This is a genomic window from Actinophytocola xinjiangensis (assembly GCF_001921215.1).
Taxonomy (GTDB): Bacteria; Actinomycetota; Actinomycetes; order Mycobacteriales; family Pseudonocardiaceae; genus Actinophytocola; species Actinophytocola xinjiangensis.
In genome coordinates this window covers 71,241-87,797 of sequence record NZ_MSIF01000025.1, presented here as the reverse complement: position 1 = coordinate 87,797, position 16,557 = coordinate 71,241, and the positions used below count along the sequence as shown (strand labels likewise).

Annotated in this window: 21 protein-coding genes; 16 read left to right on the top strand and 5 right to left on the bottom strand. The window is 70.0% G+C overall.

Annotated elements, in window-relative coordinates; translation table 11 throughout:
• Positions 1 to 86: 86 nt before the first annotated feature.
• From BLA60_RS34460 to BLA60_RS34415, 9 genes are all read left to right on the top strand, one after another.
• Entirely contained in the window at positions 87 to 1,145 is a 1,059-nt protein-coding gene (locus tag BLA60_RS34460; RefSeq protein WP_075137243.1) for a medium chain dehydrogenase/reductase family protein, read from the top strand.
• Positions 1,146 to 1,342: 197 nt separating this feature from the next.
• On the top strand, positions 1,343 to 1,660 hold the full coding sequence (locus tag BLA60_RS34455; RefSeq protein WP_075137242.1) for a TcmI family type II polyketide cyclase: 318 nt from the start codon (positions 1,343 to 1,345) through the stop codon (positions 1,658 to 1,660).
• 13 nt (positions 1,661 to 1,673) lie between these two features.
• A complete protein-coding gene (locus tag BLA60_RS43870; protein ID WP_075137241.1) occupies positions 1,674 to 1,919 on the top strand; it encodes a phosphopantetheine-binding protein in 246 nt (81 codons plus the stop codon).
• Positions 1,920 to 1,934: 15 nt separating this feature from the next.
• Positions 1,935 to 2,828 carry a cupin domain-containing protein gene (locus BLA60_RS46460; protein WP_075137240.1) on the top strand — a complete coding sequence of 298 codons (894 nt, stop codon included), beginning with the start codon at positions 1,935 to 1,937 and terminating at the stop codon, positions 2,826 to 2,828.
• 122 nt (positions 2,829 to 2,950) lie between these two features.
• Positions 2,951 to 4,219, top strand: a complete 1,269-nt coding sequence (locus BLA60_RS34440) for a beta-ketoacyl-[acyl-carrier-protein] synthase family protein (protein WP_075137290.1) — start codon at positions 2,951 to 2,953, stop codon at positions 4,217 to 4,219.
• The gene (locus BLA60_RS34435; RefSeq protein WP_075137239.1) at positions 4,216 to 5,448 is read left to right on the top strand and encodes a beta-ketoacyl synthase N-terminal-like domain-containing protein; all 1,233 of its coding nucleotides are present in this window, start codon (positions 4,216 to 4,218) and stop codon (positions 5,446 to 5,448) included. Before BLA60_RS34440 ends, BLA60_RS34435 begins: the two co-directional genes overlap by 4 nt.
• Positions 5,445 to 5,771, top strand: a complete 327-nt coding sequence (locus BLA60_RS34430; RefSeq protein WP_075137238.1) for an antibiotic biosynthesis monooxygenase family protein — start codon at positions 5,445 to 5,447, stop codon at positions 5,769 to 5,771. Before BLA60_RS34435 ends, BLA60_RS34430 begins: the two co-directional genes overlap by 4 nt.
• A 13-nt stretch (positions 5,772 to 5,784) precedes the next feature.
• The gene (locus BLA60_RS34425) at positions 5,785 to 6,252 is read left to right on the top strand and encodes a hypothetical protein (RefSeq protein ID WP_075137237.1); all 468 of its coding nucleotides are present in this window, start codon (positions 5,785 to 5,787) and stop codon (positions 6,250 to 6,252) included.
• Between the two features lie 213 nt (positions 6,253 to 6,465).
• Positions 6,466 to 6,963, top strand: coding sequence for an NUDIX hydrolase (locus BLA60_RS34415; RefSeq protein WP_075137235.1), 498 nt, complete (start codon positions 6,466 to 6,468; stop codon positions 6,961 to 6,963).
• Between the two features lie 188 nt (positions 6,964 to 7,151).
• On the opposite strand, the gene BLA60_RS34410 is transcribed toward BLA60_RS34415, so the two are convergent.
• Positions 7,152 to 7,511 (bottom strand): hypothetical protein, encoded by a 360-nt coding sequence (locus BLA60_RS34410; protein ID WP_075137234.1) that lies wholly within the window; start codon positions 7,509 to 7,511, stop codon positions 7,152 to 7,154.
• A gap of 12 nt (positions 7,512 to 7,523) precedes the next feature.
• A complete protein-coding gene (locus tag BLA60_RS44400) occupies positions 7,524 to 8,762 on the bottom strand; it encodes a helix-turn-helix domain-containing protein (RefSeq protein ID WP_075137233.1) in 1,239 nt (412 codons plus the stop codon).
• Between the two features lie 27 nt (positions 8,763 to 8,789).
• On the opposite strand from BLA60_RS44400, the gene BLA60_RS44395 reads away from it, so the two are divergent.
• The 3 genes from BLA60_RS44395 (at position 8,790) to BLA60_RS34390 (ending at position 9,894) form a co-directional block, all read left to right on the top strand.
• Positions 8,790 to 9,254 (top strand): hypothetical protein, encoded by a 465-nt coding sequence (locus tag BLA60_RS44395; protein WP_162293051.1) that lies wholly within the window; start codon positions 8,790 to 8,792, stop codon positions 9,252 to 9,254.
• 74 nt (positions 9,255 to 9,328) lie between these two features.
• Positions 9,329 to 9,685 (top strand): hypothetical protein, encoded by a 357-nt coding sequence (locus tag BLA60_RS44390; protein WP_162293050.1) that lies wholly within the window; start codon positions 9,329 to 9,331, stop codon positions 9,683 to 9,685.
• Positions 9,682 to 9,894 carry a hypothetical protein gene (locus BLA60_RS34390; RefSeq protein ID WP_075137230.1) on the top strand — a complete coding sequence of 71 codons (213 nt, stop codon included), beginning with the start codon at positions 9,682 to 9,684 and terminating at the stop codon, positions 9,892 to 9,894. Before BLA60_RS44390 ends, BLA60_RS34390 begins: the two co-directional genes overlap by 4 nt.
• A 7-nt stretch (positions 9,895 to 9,901) precedes the next feature.
• On the opposite strand, the gene BLA60_RS34385 is transcribed toward BLA60_RS34390, so the two are convergent.
• Entirely contained in the window at positions 9,902 to 10,753 is an 852-nt protein-coding gene (locus BLA60_RS34385; protein ID WP_075137229.1) for a LysR family transcriptional regulator, read from the bottom strand.
• A gap of 107 nt (positions 10,754 to 10,860) precedes the next feature.
• Between BLA60_RS34385 and BLA60_RS34380 the strand changes: the two genes are divergently transcribed.
• From BLA60_RS34380 to BLA60_RS34365, 4 genes are all read left to right on the top strand, one after another.
• Positions 10,861 to 11,418, top strand: a complete 558-nt coding sequence (locus tag BLA60_RS34380) for a dihydrofolate reductase family protein (protein ID WP_075137228.1) — start codon at positions 10,861 to 10,863, stop codon at positions 11,416 to 11,418.
• Positions 11,418 to 11,885 (top strand): pyridoxamine 5'-phosphate oxidase family protein, encoded by a 468-nt coding sequence (locus tag BLA60_RS34375; RefSeq protein ID WP_075137227.1) that lies wholly within the window; start codon positions 11,418 to 11,420, stop codon positions 11,883 to 11,885. The genes BLA60_RS34380 and BLA60_RS34375 overlap by 1 nt, the downstream gene beginning before the upstream one ends.
• Before the next feature lie 37 nt (positions 11,886 to 11,922).
• Positions 11,923 to 12,672, top strand: a complete 750-nt coding sequence (locus BLA60_RS45915) for a class I SAM-dependent methyltransferase (protein ID WP_075137226.1) — start codon at positions 11,923 to 11,925, stop codon at positions 12,670 to 12,672.
• A 118-nt stretch (positions 12,673 to 12,790) separates the two neighbouring features.
• Positions 12,791 to 14,443: an outer membrane protein assembly factor BamB family protein gene (locus tag BLA60_RS34365; protein WP_075137225.1), complete on the top strand. Its 1,653-nt coding sequence runs from the start codon at positions 12,791 to 12,793 to the stop codon at positions 14,441 to 14,443.
• Positions 14,444 to 14,489: 46 nt separating this feature from the next.
• On the opposite strand, the gene BLA60_RS34360 is transcribed toward BLA60_RS34365, so the two are convergent.
• Together BLA60_RS34360 and BLA60_RS34355 are read right to left on the bottom strand one after the other, a co-directional pair.
• Positions 14,490 to 14,951, bottom strand: a complete 462-nt coding sequence (locus BLA60_RS34360) for a hypothetical protein (protein WP_154814808.1) — start codon at positions 14,949 to 14,951, stop codon at positions 14,490 to 14,492.
• A gap of 99 nt (positions 14,952 to 15,050) precedes the next feature.
• Entirely contained in the window at positions 15,051 to 16,403 is a 1,353-nt protein-coding gene (locus tag BLA60_RS34355) for an SLC13 family permease (protein WP_075137223.1), read from the bottom strand.
• Positions 16,404 to 16,557: the final 154 nt, after the last annotated feature.

Below are 16,557 nucleotides of genomic sequence, written 5' to 3'. Positions count from 1 at the left end.
GGTGACAAGTTCCCGGGTCAACCGGGTGCCGACCTCCATTAAATTGTTCAGTTGACATACCTGTATTCCGTTGACGGAGGCCGAAGATGCATACGACCCAGGTGTTCGCCGTCAACCGGCAGCCGACCGACTGCCTCGAAGTCCGGGAGACGGACCTGGAGGCACCGCCCGCCGGTCACGCGCGGGTGCGGGTCGAGGCCGCCGGAGTCTCCTACGGGGACGTGCTCTTCCAGCGGGGCGTTGTCCCCGGCGGACCCAAGGCGCCCTACACCCCCGGCTGTGACCTGGTCGGCGTCGTCGAGTCGCTCGGCGCCGGCGTGACCGGTCTGGAGGTCGGCCAGCGGGTGGCGGCGCTGGTGGTGTCCGGCGGCTACGCGACCGCCATCAACCTGCCGGCCGCGCGCCTCGTGCCAGTGCCCGAGGGCGTCGACCCGATCGGGGTCGCCGCCGTGTCGCTCAACTACTTCATCGCCCACCAGATGCTGCACCGGGTCGCGAAGGTCACCTCCGGGCAGCGGATCCTGGTGCACGGCGCGTCCGGCGGCGTCGGCCTGGCGTTCCTGCAGCTCGCCGAGCACATCGGCGGGGTGACGGTGTTCGGCACGGCCTCGGCGGCGAACCTGCCGCTGCTGCGCCGTCACGGCGCGGTCGCCATCGACTACCGCCACGAGGACTTCGCCAACATCGTGCGCGGCACCGCCGACGAGGGCAGCCAGCTCAACGCCACCACCGCCTACCACCGCAACGGCACCGTGGACGCGGCGTTCGACGCGGTCGGCGGGCCGCACTTCTGGCGGTCCTACAGCGTGCTGGCCCGGGGCGGGCGGCTGGTCGCCTACGGCCAGAACGACGTGCTGCGTGACGGCAGGCGCAACATGGCGATCGGCGCGGTCGGTTTCCTCGGCGGGCTGGTGCTGCCCAAGCTGCGTCCGGACGGCCGGCGCACCGGCTTCTACAACGCCTGGTCGCTGGAGAAGTCGCAGCCGCACGCCTACCGCGAGGACCTGGCGCAGGTCCTGAACCTGCTGGCCGCAGACAAGATCGCCCCCCGGGAGATCTCCACGCTGCCGCTGGCCCAGGCGCCAGAGGCGCTCGCCCGGGCCGAGCGCGGCATCACCGGAAAGCTCGTCCTGGACTGCCGCTGAACACCTCGCTGACATTTCCCTGATGCCGGTCCGACATTGTTCGGACCGGCATCGTTCGTTTCGGTCGACGGGCACTCGAAAAATGGTGGAACCGGGCCTTCTGCCCAGCCCACCGGGACAGTCGACTCATGCCCCTGGGACCGGTGAACACGCATTCTTGCGATAAGAAGCCCGCGCTGTCGAAGTTGGAGAATGGCATGCACCGATCACTCATCGTCGCTCGCATCATGCCCGACTCGCAGGACAAGGTCGCGCAGATCTGGGCCGACTCCGACGCGACGGAGCTGCCGGGGATCGCCGGCGTCGAGCACCGGTCACTGTGGACGCTCGGCGATGTCTACATCCAGCTGCTGGAGACCGCCGAGCCCGGCCAGGAAACGATCAACCGCATCAAGGGACACCCGGAGTTCGTCGGGATCTCCGAGAAGCTCAGCGAGTTCATCTCCCCGTACCTGTCGACCTGGCGTTCGCCCAAGGATGCCCAGGCTCGTTGCTTCTACACCTACGAGAAATAAGGAGCCCACCGCGATGGCGAACGTGTCGTTCGACGACATCGAGACGATCCTGGTGAAGAAGGTCGGCCTGGCCCCCCGGACGCTGGCCGACACGCCGGAGAACTCGCTGGAGGACCTCGGCCTGGACTCCCTGGCCGTCCTGGAACTCCAGATCGTGATCACCAAGCAGTACGGGGTCGAGATCCCCGACGAGAGCGGCAGCCTCAACGTCGGCGAGATCGTCGAGTTCATCAACAACGCCAACGAGCAGGCAGCGTAAAGGGGAAGATTCGAGATGGCTGGGCACACCGACAACCAGATCCGCATCGAGGCGCCGTTCCAGCTCGTCTGGGACATCACCAACGACGTGCCGAACTGGCCCAACCTGTTCACCGAGTACGCCGCGACCGAGGTGGTGAGCCAGGAGGGCGACACGATCACCTTCCGGCTCACGATGCACCCGGACGACAACGGGCAGGTGTGGAGCTGGGTCAGCGAGCGGACGAAGTTCCTCGACGAGAAGCGCACGAAGTCGCACCGCATCGAGACCGGGCCGTTCGAGTTCATGATCCTCGAATGGTTCTACGAGGAGGTCGAGGGCGGCATCGTCCTGCGCTGGGTGCAGGACTTCCACATGAAGGACACCGCGCCGGTGGACGACGAGTGGATGGTCAACAACATCAACAAGAACTCCAAGGTGCAGCTGCAGATCATCAAGGACAAGATCGAGAAGGCGTACCACTCGCGGCGGGCCAGCGCCCAGCGCACGGTCTCGCTCCACGACTGCCCGCAAGACCACCGGCGGGGCGGCACGATCCAGACGCTGCTCTCCCCGCGCACGGTCGGCTCGACCTCGGGTTTCATGGGCGGCGCCACCCTCAAGGCCGGCGAGGCGATCGCCGAGCACTACCACCCGTACAGCGAGGAGTTCGTCTTCTGCATCTCCGGTGAGCTGGAGGCCGACATCGACGGCGAGATCGTCCCGGTGCCGGCCGGCACGGCGATCCTGGTGCCCAAGGACACCCGCCACCGCCTGCGCAACGTCGGCGGCGGCGAGGTCTTCGCGGTGTTCCACCTCGGTCCGCTCGCGCCCCGGCCGGAGCTGGGCCACGTGGACACCGAGACCCGCGAGGAGGCCGCCGAGTACGCCGCGCGGATCCTCGCGGAGAGGGAGACGAAGGCGGCATGAGCGGACACCGGAGCGGGAGCGACGGAGCGGACGCCGCCTGGACTGACGAACGCGCGCAGGCGCGCCAGCGCCGAGCACGTGAGGAGGGAAGGCGGCGTCTGAGCGGAGTCGCGGGAGCGACCATCAAACACCGCCGGGTCGTGGTCACCGGGGTCGGCGTTGTCGCCCCCGGTGGCGTGACCCGTGAGGGGTTCTGGTCGACCCTGACGGCCGGGAAGACGGCCACCAGGAAGATCAGTTTCTTCGACGCCACCAAGTTCCGGTCGCGGGTGGCCGCCGAGGCCGACTTCGACCCGGTGGCCGCCGGGCTGAGCGCCCAGGAGATCCGGCGGGCCGACCGGTACGTCCAGTTCGGACTCGCCTGCGCCGGTGAGGCGCTGGCCGACTCCGGCCTGGAGCTGGACGAGAAGACGCTGGACAACACCGGCGTGGTCATGGGCTCGGCCGTCGGCGGCACGATGGCGCTGGAGGACGAGTACGTCGCGGTGTCCAACACCGGCCGGGACTGGCTGGTCGACCACACCTACGCCGGCCCGTTCCTCTACCAGGCGCTGGTGCCCTCCTCGCTGGCCGCCGACATCGCGCACCGCTACGGCACCCACGGCCCGACCCAGGTCGTGTCCACCGGCTGCACCTCGGGCATCGACGCCATCGGCTACGCCTGGCACCTGGTGCAGGACGGCGAGGCCGACGTGATCATCGCCGGCGCGTCGGACAGCCCGATCTCGCCGGTCACCGTGTCCTCGTTCGACGCGATCAAGGCCACCACGCCGGAGAACGACGACCCCGAGCACGCCTCCCGCCCGTTCGACGCCACCCGCAAGGGTTTCGTCATGGGTGAGGGCGGCGCGGTGCTGATCCTGGAGGAGCTCGGCCACGCCCTGGCCCGGGGCGCGAAGATCTACTGCGAGGTCACCGGGTACGCCAGCCGCTCCAACGGTTTCCACATGACCGGGCTGCGCCCCGACGGGCTGGAGATGGCCGAGGCGATCCGGGTGTCGCTCGACCAGGGCCGCACCAACCCGACCGACGTGGACTACATCTGCGCGCACGGCTCGGGCACCAAGCAGAACGACCGGCACGAGACGGCGGCGTTCAAGAAGGCGCTCGGCGACCACGCGTACCGCACACCGGTCAGCTCGATCAAGTCGATGATCGGGCATTCGCTCGGCGCGATCGGCGCGATCGAGATGGCCGCGTGCGCGCTGACCATCGACCGCAACACGGTCGCGCCGACCGCGAACTGGGCGCAGCGCGACCCGGAGTGCGACCTGGACTACACGCCCAACACCGCCCGCGAGCACAAGGTCGACGTGGCGCTGTCGGTGGGCAGCGGGTTCGGCGGGTTCCAGTCGGCGATGGTGTTCAGCCGCTTGAAGGAGGCGTCATGACAGCTCGTGCGGTGATCACGGGCCTCGGGGTCGTCGCGCCGTCGGGTGTCGGCGCCGACGCGCACTGGAAGTCCATCATGGACGGTGCGTCGCGGCTGGGCCGGATCTCCCGGTTCGACCCGTCGAGCTACCCGGTGACACTGGCCGGCGAGGTCCCCGACTTCGACCCGGACGAGTTCGTCAACCCCCGGCTCAAGGTCGCCACCGACCGCTGGACCTGGCACGGTTTCGCCGCCGCCCAGGAGGCGCTGTCCGACTCGGCCGTCGACCTGTCCACGATGGACCCGTACGAGACGGCCGTCGCGCTGGCGTCGTCCTCGGGCGGCAACGAGTTCGGTCAGGGCGAGCTGCAGTCGCTGTGGTCGGAGCCGGACGGCGCGGTGAGCGTGTACCAGTCGATCGCCTGGTTCTACGCGGCGAGCGTCGGCCAGATCTCGATCCTGCACCAGCTCAAGGGCCAGTGCAGCGTGCTGGTGGCGGAGAGCGCCGGTGGCCTGGACAGCTTCGCCCAGGCGGCCAGGACGATCCGCCGCGGCACGAAGGTCGTGCTGGCCGGCGGCACCGAGGGCCCGCTGTCGCCCTACGCCCTGACCTGCCAGCTGTCGACCAGGAGACTGTCGACCGGCACCGACCCGGCGACCGCCTACCGGCCCTTCGCGCCCGGCGCGGCGGGCTACGTCGTCGGCGAGGGCGGGGCGGTGCTGCTGGTCGAGGACCTCGACCACGCGCGCGAACGCGGCGCCGACATCTACGGCGAGGTGCTGGGCTGGTCGGCCACCCACGACGGCCGCGCCACCCGCCCCGGCGACGGCGGTGACCAGGCCCAGGTGGCCCGCGCCCTGCGGGTCGCCCTGGAACGCGCCGACCGCGCGGCGTCCGATGTGGACGTCGTGTTCCCGGACGCCGTCGGCGTGCCGGAGTGCGACCGGGTCGAGGCGGCCGCCATCCGCGAGGTGTTCGGCGACCAGGTGCCGGTCACCACCCAGAAGGGCCAGCTGGGCCGCCTCTACCAGGGCGGCGCGGCGCTGGACGTGGCGACCGCGTTGCAGGCGATGCGCTACGACGTCCTGCCGGCCACCCACGGCCTGACCGAGGTCGCGCCCGGCTGCGAACTGAACTTCGTGACCGAGCCGACCGCGCGACGCACGTCGCTGGCGGTGGTGAACGCACGGGGTTACGACGGATACAACACCGCGCTCGTGGTGGGCCGGTACGAGGAGGCGTCATGAGTAGGGCACGGATCGTGTTCCTGGTCCGCGTGCCGGCGGAGAACGTGGAGCGTTTCCTGGCGGCCTACGAGCGGATCCGGTACCAGGTCGCCGGCGGGGTGCCCGGCCACGTGCTGGACCAGGTCTGCCAGTCCCCGGCGGACCCCGAGCAGTGGCTGATCACCAGCGAGTGGGAATCCCTGGAGCACTTCGTGGAGTGGGAGCGGAGTCCCGGCCACCGCGACTTGGCCGGCCCGATGCGCGCCTGCATGACCGAGGCGAAGTCGATCAAGTTCGAGATCCGCGAAGAGACGGCCAACAAGGCTCTACGCCGCGCCAGCTGACCCGGGAGAGAAGATGACAACCGCCCTCACCATCATGAGCGTCTGGGTGCTGGCCGCGTCCGGCATCCAGCTCGGCACGCTCTGGATCATGAAACTGTCGATCCTGCCGCTGCTCAACGGCCTGCCGTACAGCCAGTACGTCAGCACCTGCCAACGGATCGACATGCACGTGTTCCACCCCATCGCCGTGTGGAACGGCGTCATCGCCGCCGGCGTCGGCGTCATCGCCGCCTTCGCCACCACCTCCGGCGGCTCGGCCGCCCTGTTCATCATCGGCTCGGTCGGCATGCTCATCGTCGGCCTCGCCTCCGAAGGCGTCAACCGCCCCATCTGGCGCCAGATCGAGAAATGGAGCATCGAGAACGTCGAGGACGAGCAGTGGGCGAAGAAGCGGCACATCTGGCACATCGCCCACCAGGTCCGCACCTACGGCGCCATCATCGCGGTGGTCGGCTACATCGCCGCCATCTTCACCGTCTGAGCCCTGGGGCCGATCCCCGTCCGGCACACCCGGGCGGGGATCGCCGCGCGGCTGGCGCTGACCGCCACCGGCACGCTGCTAACGTCGGACCCCGTCGCGGCGGCCACGCCTGCCGAGCCGGAGCCCACCCTGTTCTGACCCACCACCGGCCGGTTCGCGGTCGGCTGCCGGACCACCCGCCCGTCAGCCGAGACCGCGAGGACCAGCCGCCCGATGACCGACTCGACCAGCACCGTTACGCCCCGCATCGGCGCCCGTGTCCTGCTGCTGGACCCCGACGACCGCGTGCTGCTCATCCACGCCCTCGACCCCGCCGACCCCGGTCACCACTGGTGGGAGCTGCCCGGCGGCGGCGTGGACGACGGCGAGGACCTCCAGGCCGCGGCCCGCCGCGAAGTCGCCGAGGAGACCGGGATCATGCTCCCCTCTCTGGGCCGGGAGTTGTGGGTGCGCGAATCCCGCTTCCGGTACCAGGGCCGCGACCACCACCGCGTCGAGCACGTGTTCCTCGGTCGCACCCCCAGCACCGCGCCGCAAGTCGCGCTCAGGCCTACCGAGAACGAGAAGGTCGGGCTGATCGAACGTCGCTGGTGGCCGGCGGACGCGTTGCGGCAGTGCACGGACAAGCTCCTGTCCGCCGAACTGCCTGACCTGCTCGACGACCTCCTCGCGAACCGTTTCGGCTCCACGCCCCTCATCCTCACCGGCTGAGCCTCCGGCCCCCGTCCGCCTTGGGTGCTTGACAACGAGTTCGCGGACGACCCGCGCCTGGGTGAGCAGGTCGCGCACGCGCGCCCCGGTGTCGTGCTTGTCGATGAGGGTGTAGCCGTGTGGTGTCTCGAAGCAGCGTCGTCGCCAACTCGTCGGCGGTGAAGCCGGGGTGTTCGCGGATCGCGCGTTCACAAACCCTGTTCGATGTGTTCGAAGATGTCGGCGTCGGTTTCGCGTTGCCATTCCGGCAGATCGGCCCAGTCGGCGACGTAACCGGGTTTCGGGTCGGCGAAGTGCTTGTGGATCTGCCCGACCCAGCAGATCGCGACGAAGCGCCCCTTCTGCTCGCGACTCAGCTTCGCAGTTGCCCCACCGGTCGCGGCGACGAAGGCCGCCACCTGGTTGTGGACCGCCGTCGCCGCCTCGCGTTCCCAGTCGGGCGTCTCGTCCCAGGGGGCGACGTAACCCGGCTTGGGTTCACCGGGAAAGTGCTTGCGCACGCCGGAGATCCACGCTTCACGGAAGACTCGACCTCGTTCGGACCGCACTGTTCTCCTTTGTCAGGTGGGCATTCCGACGAACTCGGTCAGGTCGCGGACGTCGGATTGGAGGGAGCGGGGGGCGCGGCGGGTGATGCCGCGCAACATCGCGTGGACCCGGCGGGTGAAGATGAGCTGTTCCGGGGCGGCGGAGCGGGCCGATCTCAGGACGGTGACCGCCTCGCGGTCCCGGCGGCGCAGGTAGTTGGCCCAGGCGACGGTGATCAGGTGGGAGGCCCGGCGTTCGGCCAGTTCCGGCGGTAGCCGGTCGTGGCGGACCGAGGTGGCCTGGTCGGTGGCCCGGGTGGGGTCGCCGAGTTCCAGGGAGAGCCACACGCGGTGGATGGCGACGTTCGTCGGGCCGAAGGCGAGCCAGTGGTCGTTGCGGTCGCCGGTGACGGTCGCCGCCCGGGATGCCTCGTTCAGGTAGTCGTGGGCGCTGGCGTGGTCACCGAGCGTCGCCGCGCCAACGGCGCCCTTGAGCATCAGCGAGCCGTACACACTGTAGGCCTGCGGGGAGTCGAGGTGCGGCCGCAACGCGTCGGCGGCGGCGACCGGCGCGTCCGTCGACTCGACCAGCCGCCCCGCGTGCCGCAGGACGACCGCCATCCGCCACGCCCCGCCGGCGACCAGCAGCCGGTCACCGGACAACTCGGCCGCGTGCATGGAACGTTCGGCGGCCACCCAGGGCAGGTGGGTCTCGCCGAGGCGGTCGAGCATGCCGGAGGTGACCCGGTAGACCAGCGCCTGCGCCGCATGGGCCGCCCGGCGTTGCTCGTCGGTGGTCGCGTCGCGCACCAGGTGCCAGGCGTCGGCGATCAGGTCGGGAACGAGCGGCGCCATCTCCGACCACCGCTCGGTCTGCGAGCACACGAACGCCGTCGCCGTCCGCCGCCGAAGATCGTCCGGCGACACCGATATCCGGTCCGGGACACCGACCAGCCCGGCGACACCGTCGTACCGGAACATCGCCGCCTCGATCTCCGGCACCGAGTTCGGCGCGGTCCCCAACGAATCAGCGCGCGTCGAACGCGTTCGGAACGGCCCCGGCAACAACGCCGACGGACTGATCCGCAACGCCTCGGCTACAGCCACGATGGTGGACAGTCTGTCCACCTCGCGCTTGCCGTTCTCGATCTGACGCAACCACTCGGTCGAGCGACCCCCGACCAGGCCACACAACACTTCCTGCGTCATCCCCCGACGCCGGCGGTGGTACGCGATCCGTTCGCCGACGGTCGCTTCGTCGTTCAGCCTCACAAATCCCAGCGTAACCACCCCAACACATTGTTGGGGAAGGCGGACGACCTCGCTCTTACGGTTCCTGTCGACAGCGTGCGGGGAGGCGAGACGTTCATGAACGAGTTCGACGCGCTCATCGCGGAGGCGGGGCGGCGTGGGTATCTGTGGCACCAGTTCCGGCCGGATCGGTACGGGCCGGAGGTGTTGGCCGGGGTCCTGCGGTGGGGCGGTGTTTCGGACGTCGTCGTGCTCACCGACGAGTGGGGGACGCATGCCTATCGGACGCCGGGCGGCGATGGTGAGGATGTGTTCGCGCCGGGGCGGGTGCACTGGTGGTACGGGTGCAACGCGGGTGCGGCGAACGTGAGCATGGTGTGGATTCTTCGGGCGCTGCTGACGCTTCCCACGCCCGACGAGTGGTTGCCGCCGTTGGTGGACGCGCCCGCTGGGACAGGGGTTTCCGGTGCGCGGGTTCCGGTTCTGGTGAGCCGGCGGGAGTGTTTCCGGTGAGCGGGTCGCAGCGGTTCCTGGGGCCGTTGGCGGCGGTTCGGGAGTTGTTCGTCCGGTGCCCGGTCGATGTGGAGATGTCGTCGGTGCGGATCGGGGTTGATGCCGGTGGGGTGGTGTCGGCGTTGGTGCGGCTGCGGAATTCCGATCCCGCGGTGTTGGCCGCCGGGATCGTCCAGTGGCGACGGACGTTGGTTCGCGGAAACACCTGGGCCTGGCGCGGACCGGCCGGCGACGGGTTTCACATTGTGACAACCGGATTCGGTGAGGACGGCGGTGTCGCGGTGGCGGTGGTGGCCGGGCCGGTGCCGGCCGGTTGTTGTCTCGATCTGGAGTTACCGGGCGAGATCGACGACGACGTTCTGTACCGCTGGCTCGGTGACGAGATCGCGAACAACTGGCCTTTCGAGACGAAACCTGGAGAACTGTCATGACCGCCATACCTTTCGCCCTGGTCAGCGCCGAGGACCGCGACCGGGTCGTTGCCTACGGGCTGGACATCGAGCTGGCGTCCGGGCGCGACGTCGTCACCTTCCGCCGTGACGGGGACGGCAGGAGCACGGTCACCGTCCACCGGTCCGTCGAGGACGCGGTGCGGCGTTACCAGGGGCTCACGCCGGTCGAGCTGGAGTGGGAGACGTGATCCGGGGTCACGTCTCGATGTGGCGGAGGAAGGTGGCGGCCAGGGGGCTGAGGTCCTCGGTGCGCCAGACCAGGGCGTAGTCGAAGGTGGGGTCGCCGGCGACGGGGACGCAGACCAGGTTCGGCCGGGGGTAGAGCGCCTCGACCTGGGCGCCGACGATGGCGACGCCGTGGCCGGAGGCGGCGTAGGCCAGCATCTCCTGGAAGCCGGGCACCGGGTCGATCGGGGCGGGGGTTGGTCGGTGGTGGTCGATCCAGTACTCGGGGAGGCCCTGGGCGAACAGGAAGGTCTGGCCGGTCAGGTCGTCGGGGGTGATCACCGGGTGGGTGGCGAGGGGGTGGTCGGCGGCGACCGCGAGCAGGGCGGCCTCCGACAGGAGCACCGGGCCGACGGTGAGGTCGGGTTCGGTGACGGGCAGTGGCAGGACCGACAGGTCGACCTCGCCGCGCCGCAGCGGGCCGTACAGGTCGGCCAGGGTGGTTTCGGCGATGGTGACGTCGACGCCGGGTGACCGGGTGCGCAGGACGCACACCAGTTCGAGCAGCCGGGGTGCGACGGCGGCGGACATGTAGCCCAGGCGCAGTTCGCCGGTGTCGCCTCGGGCGGTGGCGGTGGTGCGTTCGATGGCGGCCTGGACCTGGGCGTAGGCGGGGCCGAGGTCGTCGCGTAGTTGGCGGCCGAGGGGGGTCAGGGCCACGTGTCTGGTGGTGCGGACGAACAGCGGCGCGCCGAACCGGCGCTCCAGCTTCCTGATCGTCTGACTGATCGAGGCCGGCGCGAGCCGCAGGCGCTCGGCGGTCCTGGCGAAGTGCAGTTCCTCGGTCAGCGTGAGGAACACCTCGATCTCCTGCCGTTCCATGCCCCCATTATTCAGCATGGCTGAACAATCATGCCGAATCTCGTCGTTGATGGCCGTGGCACGCGGAACGAGGATCGGTCGCGACACGCGAACAGAGGAGGCGACGCATGCACGACCCCGAGCCGCAGACCGCTGACGGCAAGGTGCTCTGGCACTTCTCGATGACCCTGGACGGGTTCGTCGCCGGGCCCGGCCACTCGATGGACTGGCTGGCCGGCCTCACCAACCGCCCCGGGCTGATCGACGAGTACATCGCCACCACCGGGGCCGTCCTGGGTGGACGCGACGGCTGGGACCTGGCCGTCGCGGCCGGTCACCGTCCGTACGGCGACGGCTGGGACGGGCCGATCTTCGTGCTCACCCACCACCCCGAGGACGCCGTCCCGGCCGACGGCGTCACCTTCCTGACCTGCGACCCGGCCGAGGCGGTGCGGATCGGACTGGCGGCGGCCGGCGGCAAGAACCTCGAGGTGCTGTCGCCGACCGTCGGGCGGCAACTGCTCGCACTGGGCCTGATCGACGAGATCGACCTGCACATCGCCCCGGTCCTGCTCGGCGAGGGCATCCGGCTCTACGACAACCCGGGCGCCACGCCGATCCGCCTGCACCTGGCCGGCGACGTCGACCCCACCTCGGAGATCAACGTGCGGTACCGGCCCGTCTGATGTGGGACACCGTTCCCCGGCTGCTCGCCGAGCACCGCTATCTCGTCCTGGGCACCGCCGGCCCGGCGGGCGACCCGTGGGTCACGCCGGTGTTCTACGCCCCCGACGGGACCCACCGTGTGGTCTGGGTGTCCGCACCGGACAGTCGGCACTCCCGCAACATCGCGGCCCGCCCGACGGTGTCGGTCACGATCTTCGACACCAACGCACCCGTCGGTGGGGCCGAGGCCCTCTACCTGGAGGCGAGGGCCGGTCTGGTCGACGAGCACGACCGTCCGGCCGCCGTCGGGCTCCTTGACGCGCGCCTGCCGGCCGGCCGACGGCTCGAACCCGAGGACCTCGGGCCGGCGGGACCGCTGTGGGTCTACCAGGCGATCGTCACGCGCCACCACGTCCTCGTCCGGGGCGGTGACCCCCGGTTCGACAACGTCACCGACGCCCGGCTGGTCGTCGAACCGCCGGCGTGACGCCCCGCTCACGTCCGTTGAGCTGAAGTGCACGGACATGGAGAAAATCGACTACGACACGCGACTGCACGCCGTCTACGCCGCCGGGCGCGGGATGTCCGGCGAGGCGCTGGACGCCTGGACGGCGGCCTTCGCCCGGTCCCTGCCGGCGGCGCGGCCGGTGAGCTGGCTCGACCTCGGCTCGGGAACCGGTCGACTGACGCCGGCGTTGGCGGAGGCGTTCGGCGGGCCCGTGGACGGGGTCGAACCGTCGACGCGGATGCGGGAGCAGGCGCCGGTGCGGGAAGGGGTCGAGTACCTGGCGGGGGCGGCGGAGAGTATCCCGTTGCCGGACGCCGCCGTGGACGCGGCGCTGGTGTTCTCCGTGTGGCATCACGTCGCGGATCCGGTGGCCGGGGCGCGGGAGCTGCACCGGGTGGTGCGGCCGGGTGGGCGACTGTTCGTGCAGGTGAAGCTGGCCGATGCCATGCCGGACGTGTGGTGGTTGCGGGTGGTGCCGGCGTGGCTGGCGGCCGACCGGGCGCAGTTCCGGACCGAGGGCGAGGTGCTGGCCGACTTCACCGGCGCCGGCTGGACGGTCGCCGGGCGGGAGCGGGTCACCTGGCTGCGGTCGCCGAGCCTGGCCCAGGACCTGGAGCGGCTGCGGTTGCGGGCGGTGTCGGTGTTCGAGCACCTCGACGCCGAGGCCGTCGCGGACGGGTTCGCCAGGATCGAGGCGGCGCTGCCGACCCTCGACGAGGGCCCGCGGTACGAGACCAGTGAGCTGCTGGTCCTCGAACGTCCATAGTCGACACTCAAGGAACGCTGACAGGCAACCAGTTGGCGTGGTCGAGAGATCCCCGTTCGGCGTGCCGGACGGGGATCATCGTTTTCTGGACCTTTATGGACTCACACCGGGAGGTGTCGTGCAGTTACGCAGCCCCAGGAGCGTACGGCGAAGGGCCAGGGCGTTCGTCGCCGGGCTCTCCGTTGTCACGTTCGCCGCGTTAGGGGTCGCCGCCGCGTCCGGGCCGACGGCCGCGGTCGGCGACGCCGGTTCCCAGCACCACGGGCGCTCATCGGACTGGCCAACCTGGTCGCTCAACACCTCGGGTACGCGCTACAACGCCAACGAGCGCACGATCACCCCGCGGAACGTCGACCAGCTGGAACTGAAATGGGCCTACACGTTCGGCAACGTGCCGTACTCGCGGGTCGGTAGTCAGCCGGCGGTGGCCGACGGCGTGCTCTACGTCGGCGGGCCGGACGGGAAGTTCGTCGCGCTCGACGCCCGCAGCGGCAAGACCCGCTGGAGCTACGACGCGGCCGCCGTGACCGGGCCGTTGCCGGACGGGTCGCCCAACGGGATCCGGGACGGCGCGGCCGTCGCCGGGAACAAGGTCTACTTCGGGGACTCGACCGGGCGGGTGTTCGCGCTGTACCGCGAGACCGGCGAGGTCGCGTGGATCAGCCGGGCCAGCACCCAGCCGAACTCGGTGATGACCAGCTCCCCGCTGGTCGTCGGGAACCGGCTGTTCGTCGGGGTGTCCACTTTGGAGGCAGGGTACGTCCGCGACCAGAACTACCCGTGCTGCAAGCACCGCGGTCAGGTCCTCGCGCTGGACACCCGCACCGGCAAGGTGATCTGGAACTACTACACCCTGCGCCCGGCCGAGCCGGTCGGCACCTGGCCCAGCGGCGCGACGAAGTTCGCCCCGTCCGGCGGCAGCGTCTGGTCCAGCCCGGTCGCCGACCTGCGCACCCGCACGATCTTCGTCGGTACCGGGCAGAACACCACCGGTATGGAAGGTGACATCAACAGCGTCATCGCGCTGAGCATGGACACCGGCAAGGTCCGCTGGAAGAACCGGATGACCTTCCCCGACACCTACACCACCGCCTGCGAGGACGACGATCCCGGCGAGTACTGCCCCGGCAAGGGCACCTACGCGCTGGACGCCGACTTCGGCGCGTCGGCCAACGTCATCGAGGTCCGGGGCCGGACACTGGTCACGATCGGGCAGAAGAACGGCATGTTCTACGCCTTCGACGCCCGCTCCGGCCGCGTCGTGTGGAAGACCGAGGTCGCGCCCGGCCCGCTCGGCGGCGTCGGCGTGCAGTGGGGCAGCGTGTTCGACGGCCGCTACCTCTACGGGGCGACCTGGTACGACCACCCGGCGAAACTGTTCAAGTTGGACGCCACCAACGGCAGGATCGTCTGGCAGACACCGCATCCCGCGGACGGCTGCGAGACCGGCGGCGCCGCCCCGCACCCGGACATCTGCACGGCGATCTTCACCCCGGCGCCCAGCGGCACCCCGGGCCTGATCTACGAGGGCAGCGGCGACGGCAAGTTCCGGGTCTTCTCGTCGAGGACCGGTGAGATCCTCTACACCTACGACGCGGTCCGCGACTTCCAGGGCGTCAACGGCGTCCCCGGCCGGGGCAGTGCCCTGTCCGGCAACGGCGGCGCGGTCATCGCGAACGGCATGGTGTACGTGATGGCCGGCTACTACCCGTTCTACCCGACCGACAAGGGCGTGGTGATGCTCGCCTTCGGTCTCAAGGACAGGAAGTAGGTCGGCCCCGGCCCGGCGGCACTGTGCCGCCGGGCCGGTGTCGTTGTCAGACCCGGGTGACCTCGAAGGTTCCCCAGGTCACGCAGAACGCGCAGGAAGCCCAGTTGTAGAAGTGGTAGTAGGTTCCGGCGAAGCTGACGACGTCGCCGCCCGCGTCGCAGGTCGCCGAGGTGGTCTCCAGGCCCAGGATCGGGTGGTCGGGTTCGAGTTGGCGCAGCAGGCCCGTGGAGGTGTCGGCCCACGCGTAGGCGAAGCCGCCGGGGCTTCCCATGGCGCCGTCGAACCCGACCCTGAAGATGCCGTCGACGGTGGACCGGAACGTCCGGATCTCCTGGTCGGACACGGTGCCGGTGCGCTCGTCGGTGTGCGGGCCGACGAAGCTGCCCGTCCAGGCGGCTTCATCGGTCGGCGCACACGACGACACCGGCGCCGCCTGGGCGACGGTCGCCGGTGCCACCAGTATTCCGGCCGCCCCGAGCAGGGCCGCCACCATTTTTCCGAATCTCACAGGACCTCCGTGGAATCAGTACCTTTGTGGTAACGGATCCCAGCGTAGGTACCGAGTGGTCCCAGGAATTCGGGAAATGGTCCCCGTGAACGGGGAAACTCAGCCGGCGAGATAGCCGGGCAGCACCAGGAAAGCACACAGCAGGACCGGGCCGATGATCACCATCGAGAAACCCCACTGGAACAGGAATCGCCGGACCTGGGGGCGGATCGACTCGTCGACGGCGCCGACCGCTGTGGCGCCGACGGTCGACAGCGGGCTGATGTCGACCAGCGACGAGGACAGGGCCAGCGCGCAGATCACCCCCACCGCCGGCACCCCACCGGCCTCGACCAGCGGCAACGCCAGCGGGATGATGATCGCCAGCAGCGCGGTGGTCGAGCCGACGGCCGAGATCAGCGCCCCGCACACGCACAGCGCGAACGCGGCCAGCAGCGGGCTGGAGATCTTGGTGCCCAGGTCGGCGACGGACTTCACCGCGCCCATGTGGTCCAGCACGCCGACGTAGGTCGTGATGCCGCCGACCAGCAGGATCGTCGACCAGTCGACCCGTTTGACGGCCTCGGAGGTCTCCTTCGTGAAGGCCAGCATCAGCAGCACGCTCAGCCCCAGCGCGGTCGCCCCGACGTGCAGGTCGACGCCGAAGAACGCCAGCCCGATGACCGAGCAGACCAACAGCAGCAGCGACGCGACCGTGGCCAGCTGGTAGCTGTTCAGCTTGACCGGAGCGGCGACCGACGGTGCGGACACCCGGGTGACGGTCGCCGTGGCGCCGCCGCCCGAGCCCGGTAACGGATCCGGCTCAACGTCGGCCGAAGGCCCGCTGGAGGAGCTCTCGTCCGCCGTGGGAGCGTCCTTGACCAGGTACTTCCCGAACAGCATCCACGAGGCGACGAACAGCACCAGGTTGACCGCCAGCGCCGAGGCGAACAGGAACAACCCGTCGAAGTCGATCCCGCTCCCCTCGGCGGTGCCGGCCGTGATCAGCCCGAACAAGCTGGTCGGGGCGAACGCGCCGGCCGACCCCCCGGTGGTGGTCGCCAACGCCAGCACGACCGGACTGAGCCGGTTGCGCCCGGCGAAGGACACCGAGACCGGGATGAGCACGATCGCCGCCAACGGCGAACCGAGGCTGGCGATCCCGGCCGAGAGCACGAAGAACAGCAACGGCACCAACGTCGTACGGTTCCCGATCAGCCGTAGCGACCGGTCGATGACCCAGTCCAGGGTGTCGTTGGCCCTGGCGATGCCGAACAGCAGCGTGACCCCGAGCAGCAACAACAGGATGTCGACGGGAAAACCGGCGAGGATGTCCTTGACCTCCAGGCCGGCGAGCCCGGTGCCCACGGCCAACGCCGCGGCCAGTGACAACGCGCCCAGATGGACGGGCCGCACGGTCGCGATCAGGAAGGCCAGGGCGAGGACCAGCAGCGCAGTGATTTGGGCAGCCATGGGCGCACGTCCCTCCAGGGGAGATGATTGCGTGGCAGCGTTGACCCGCCCCGGCCACGCCCGCTGGAGGCTCGCTGAAGTCCCAGCTCAGCCCACCCCTGAGCCCTGGCCAGGCCGGGACGAAACGTGATACACGCCAGCCGGGCGGCGCCGG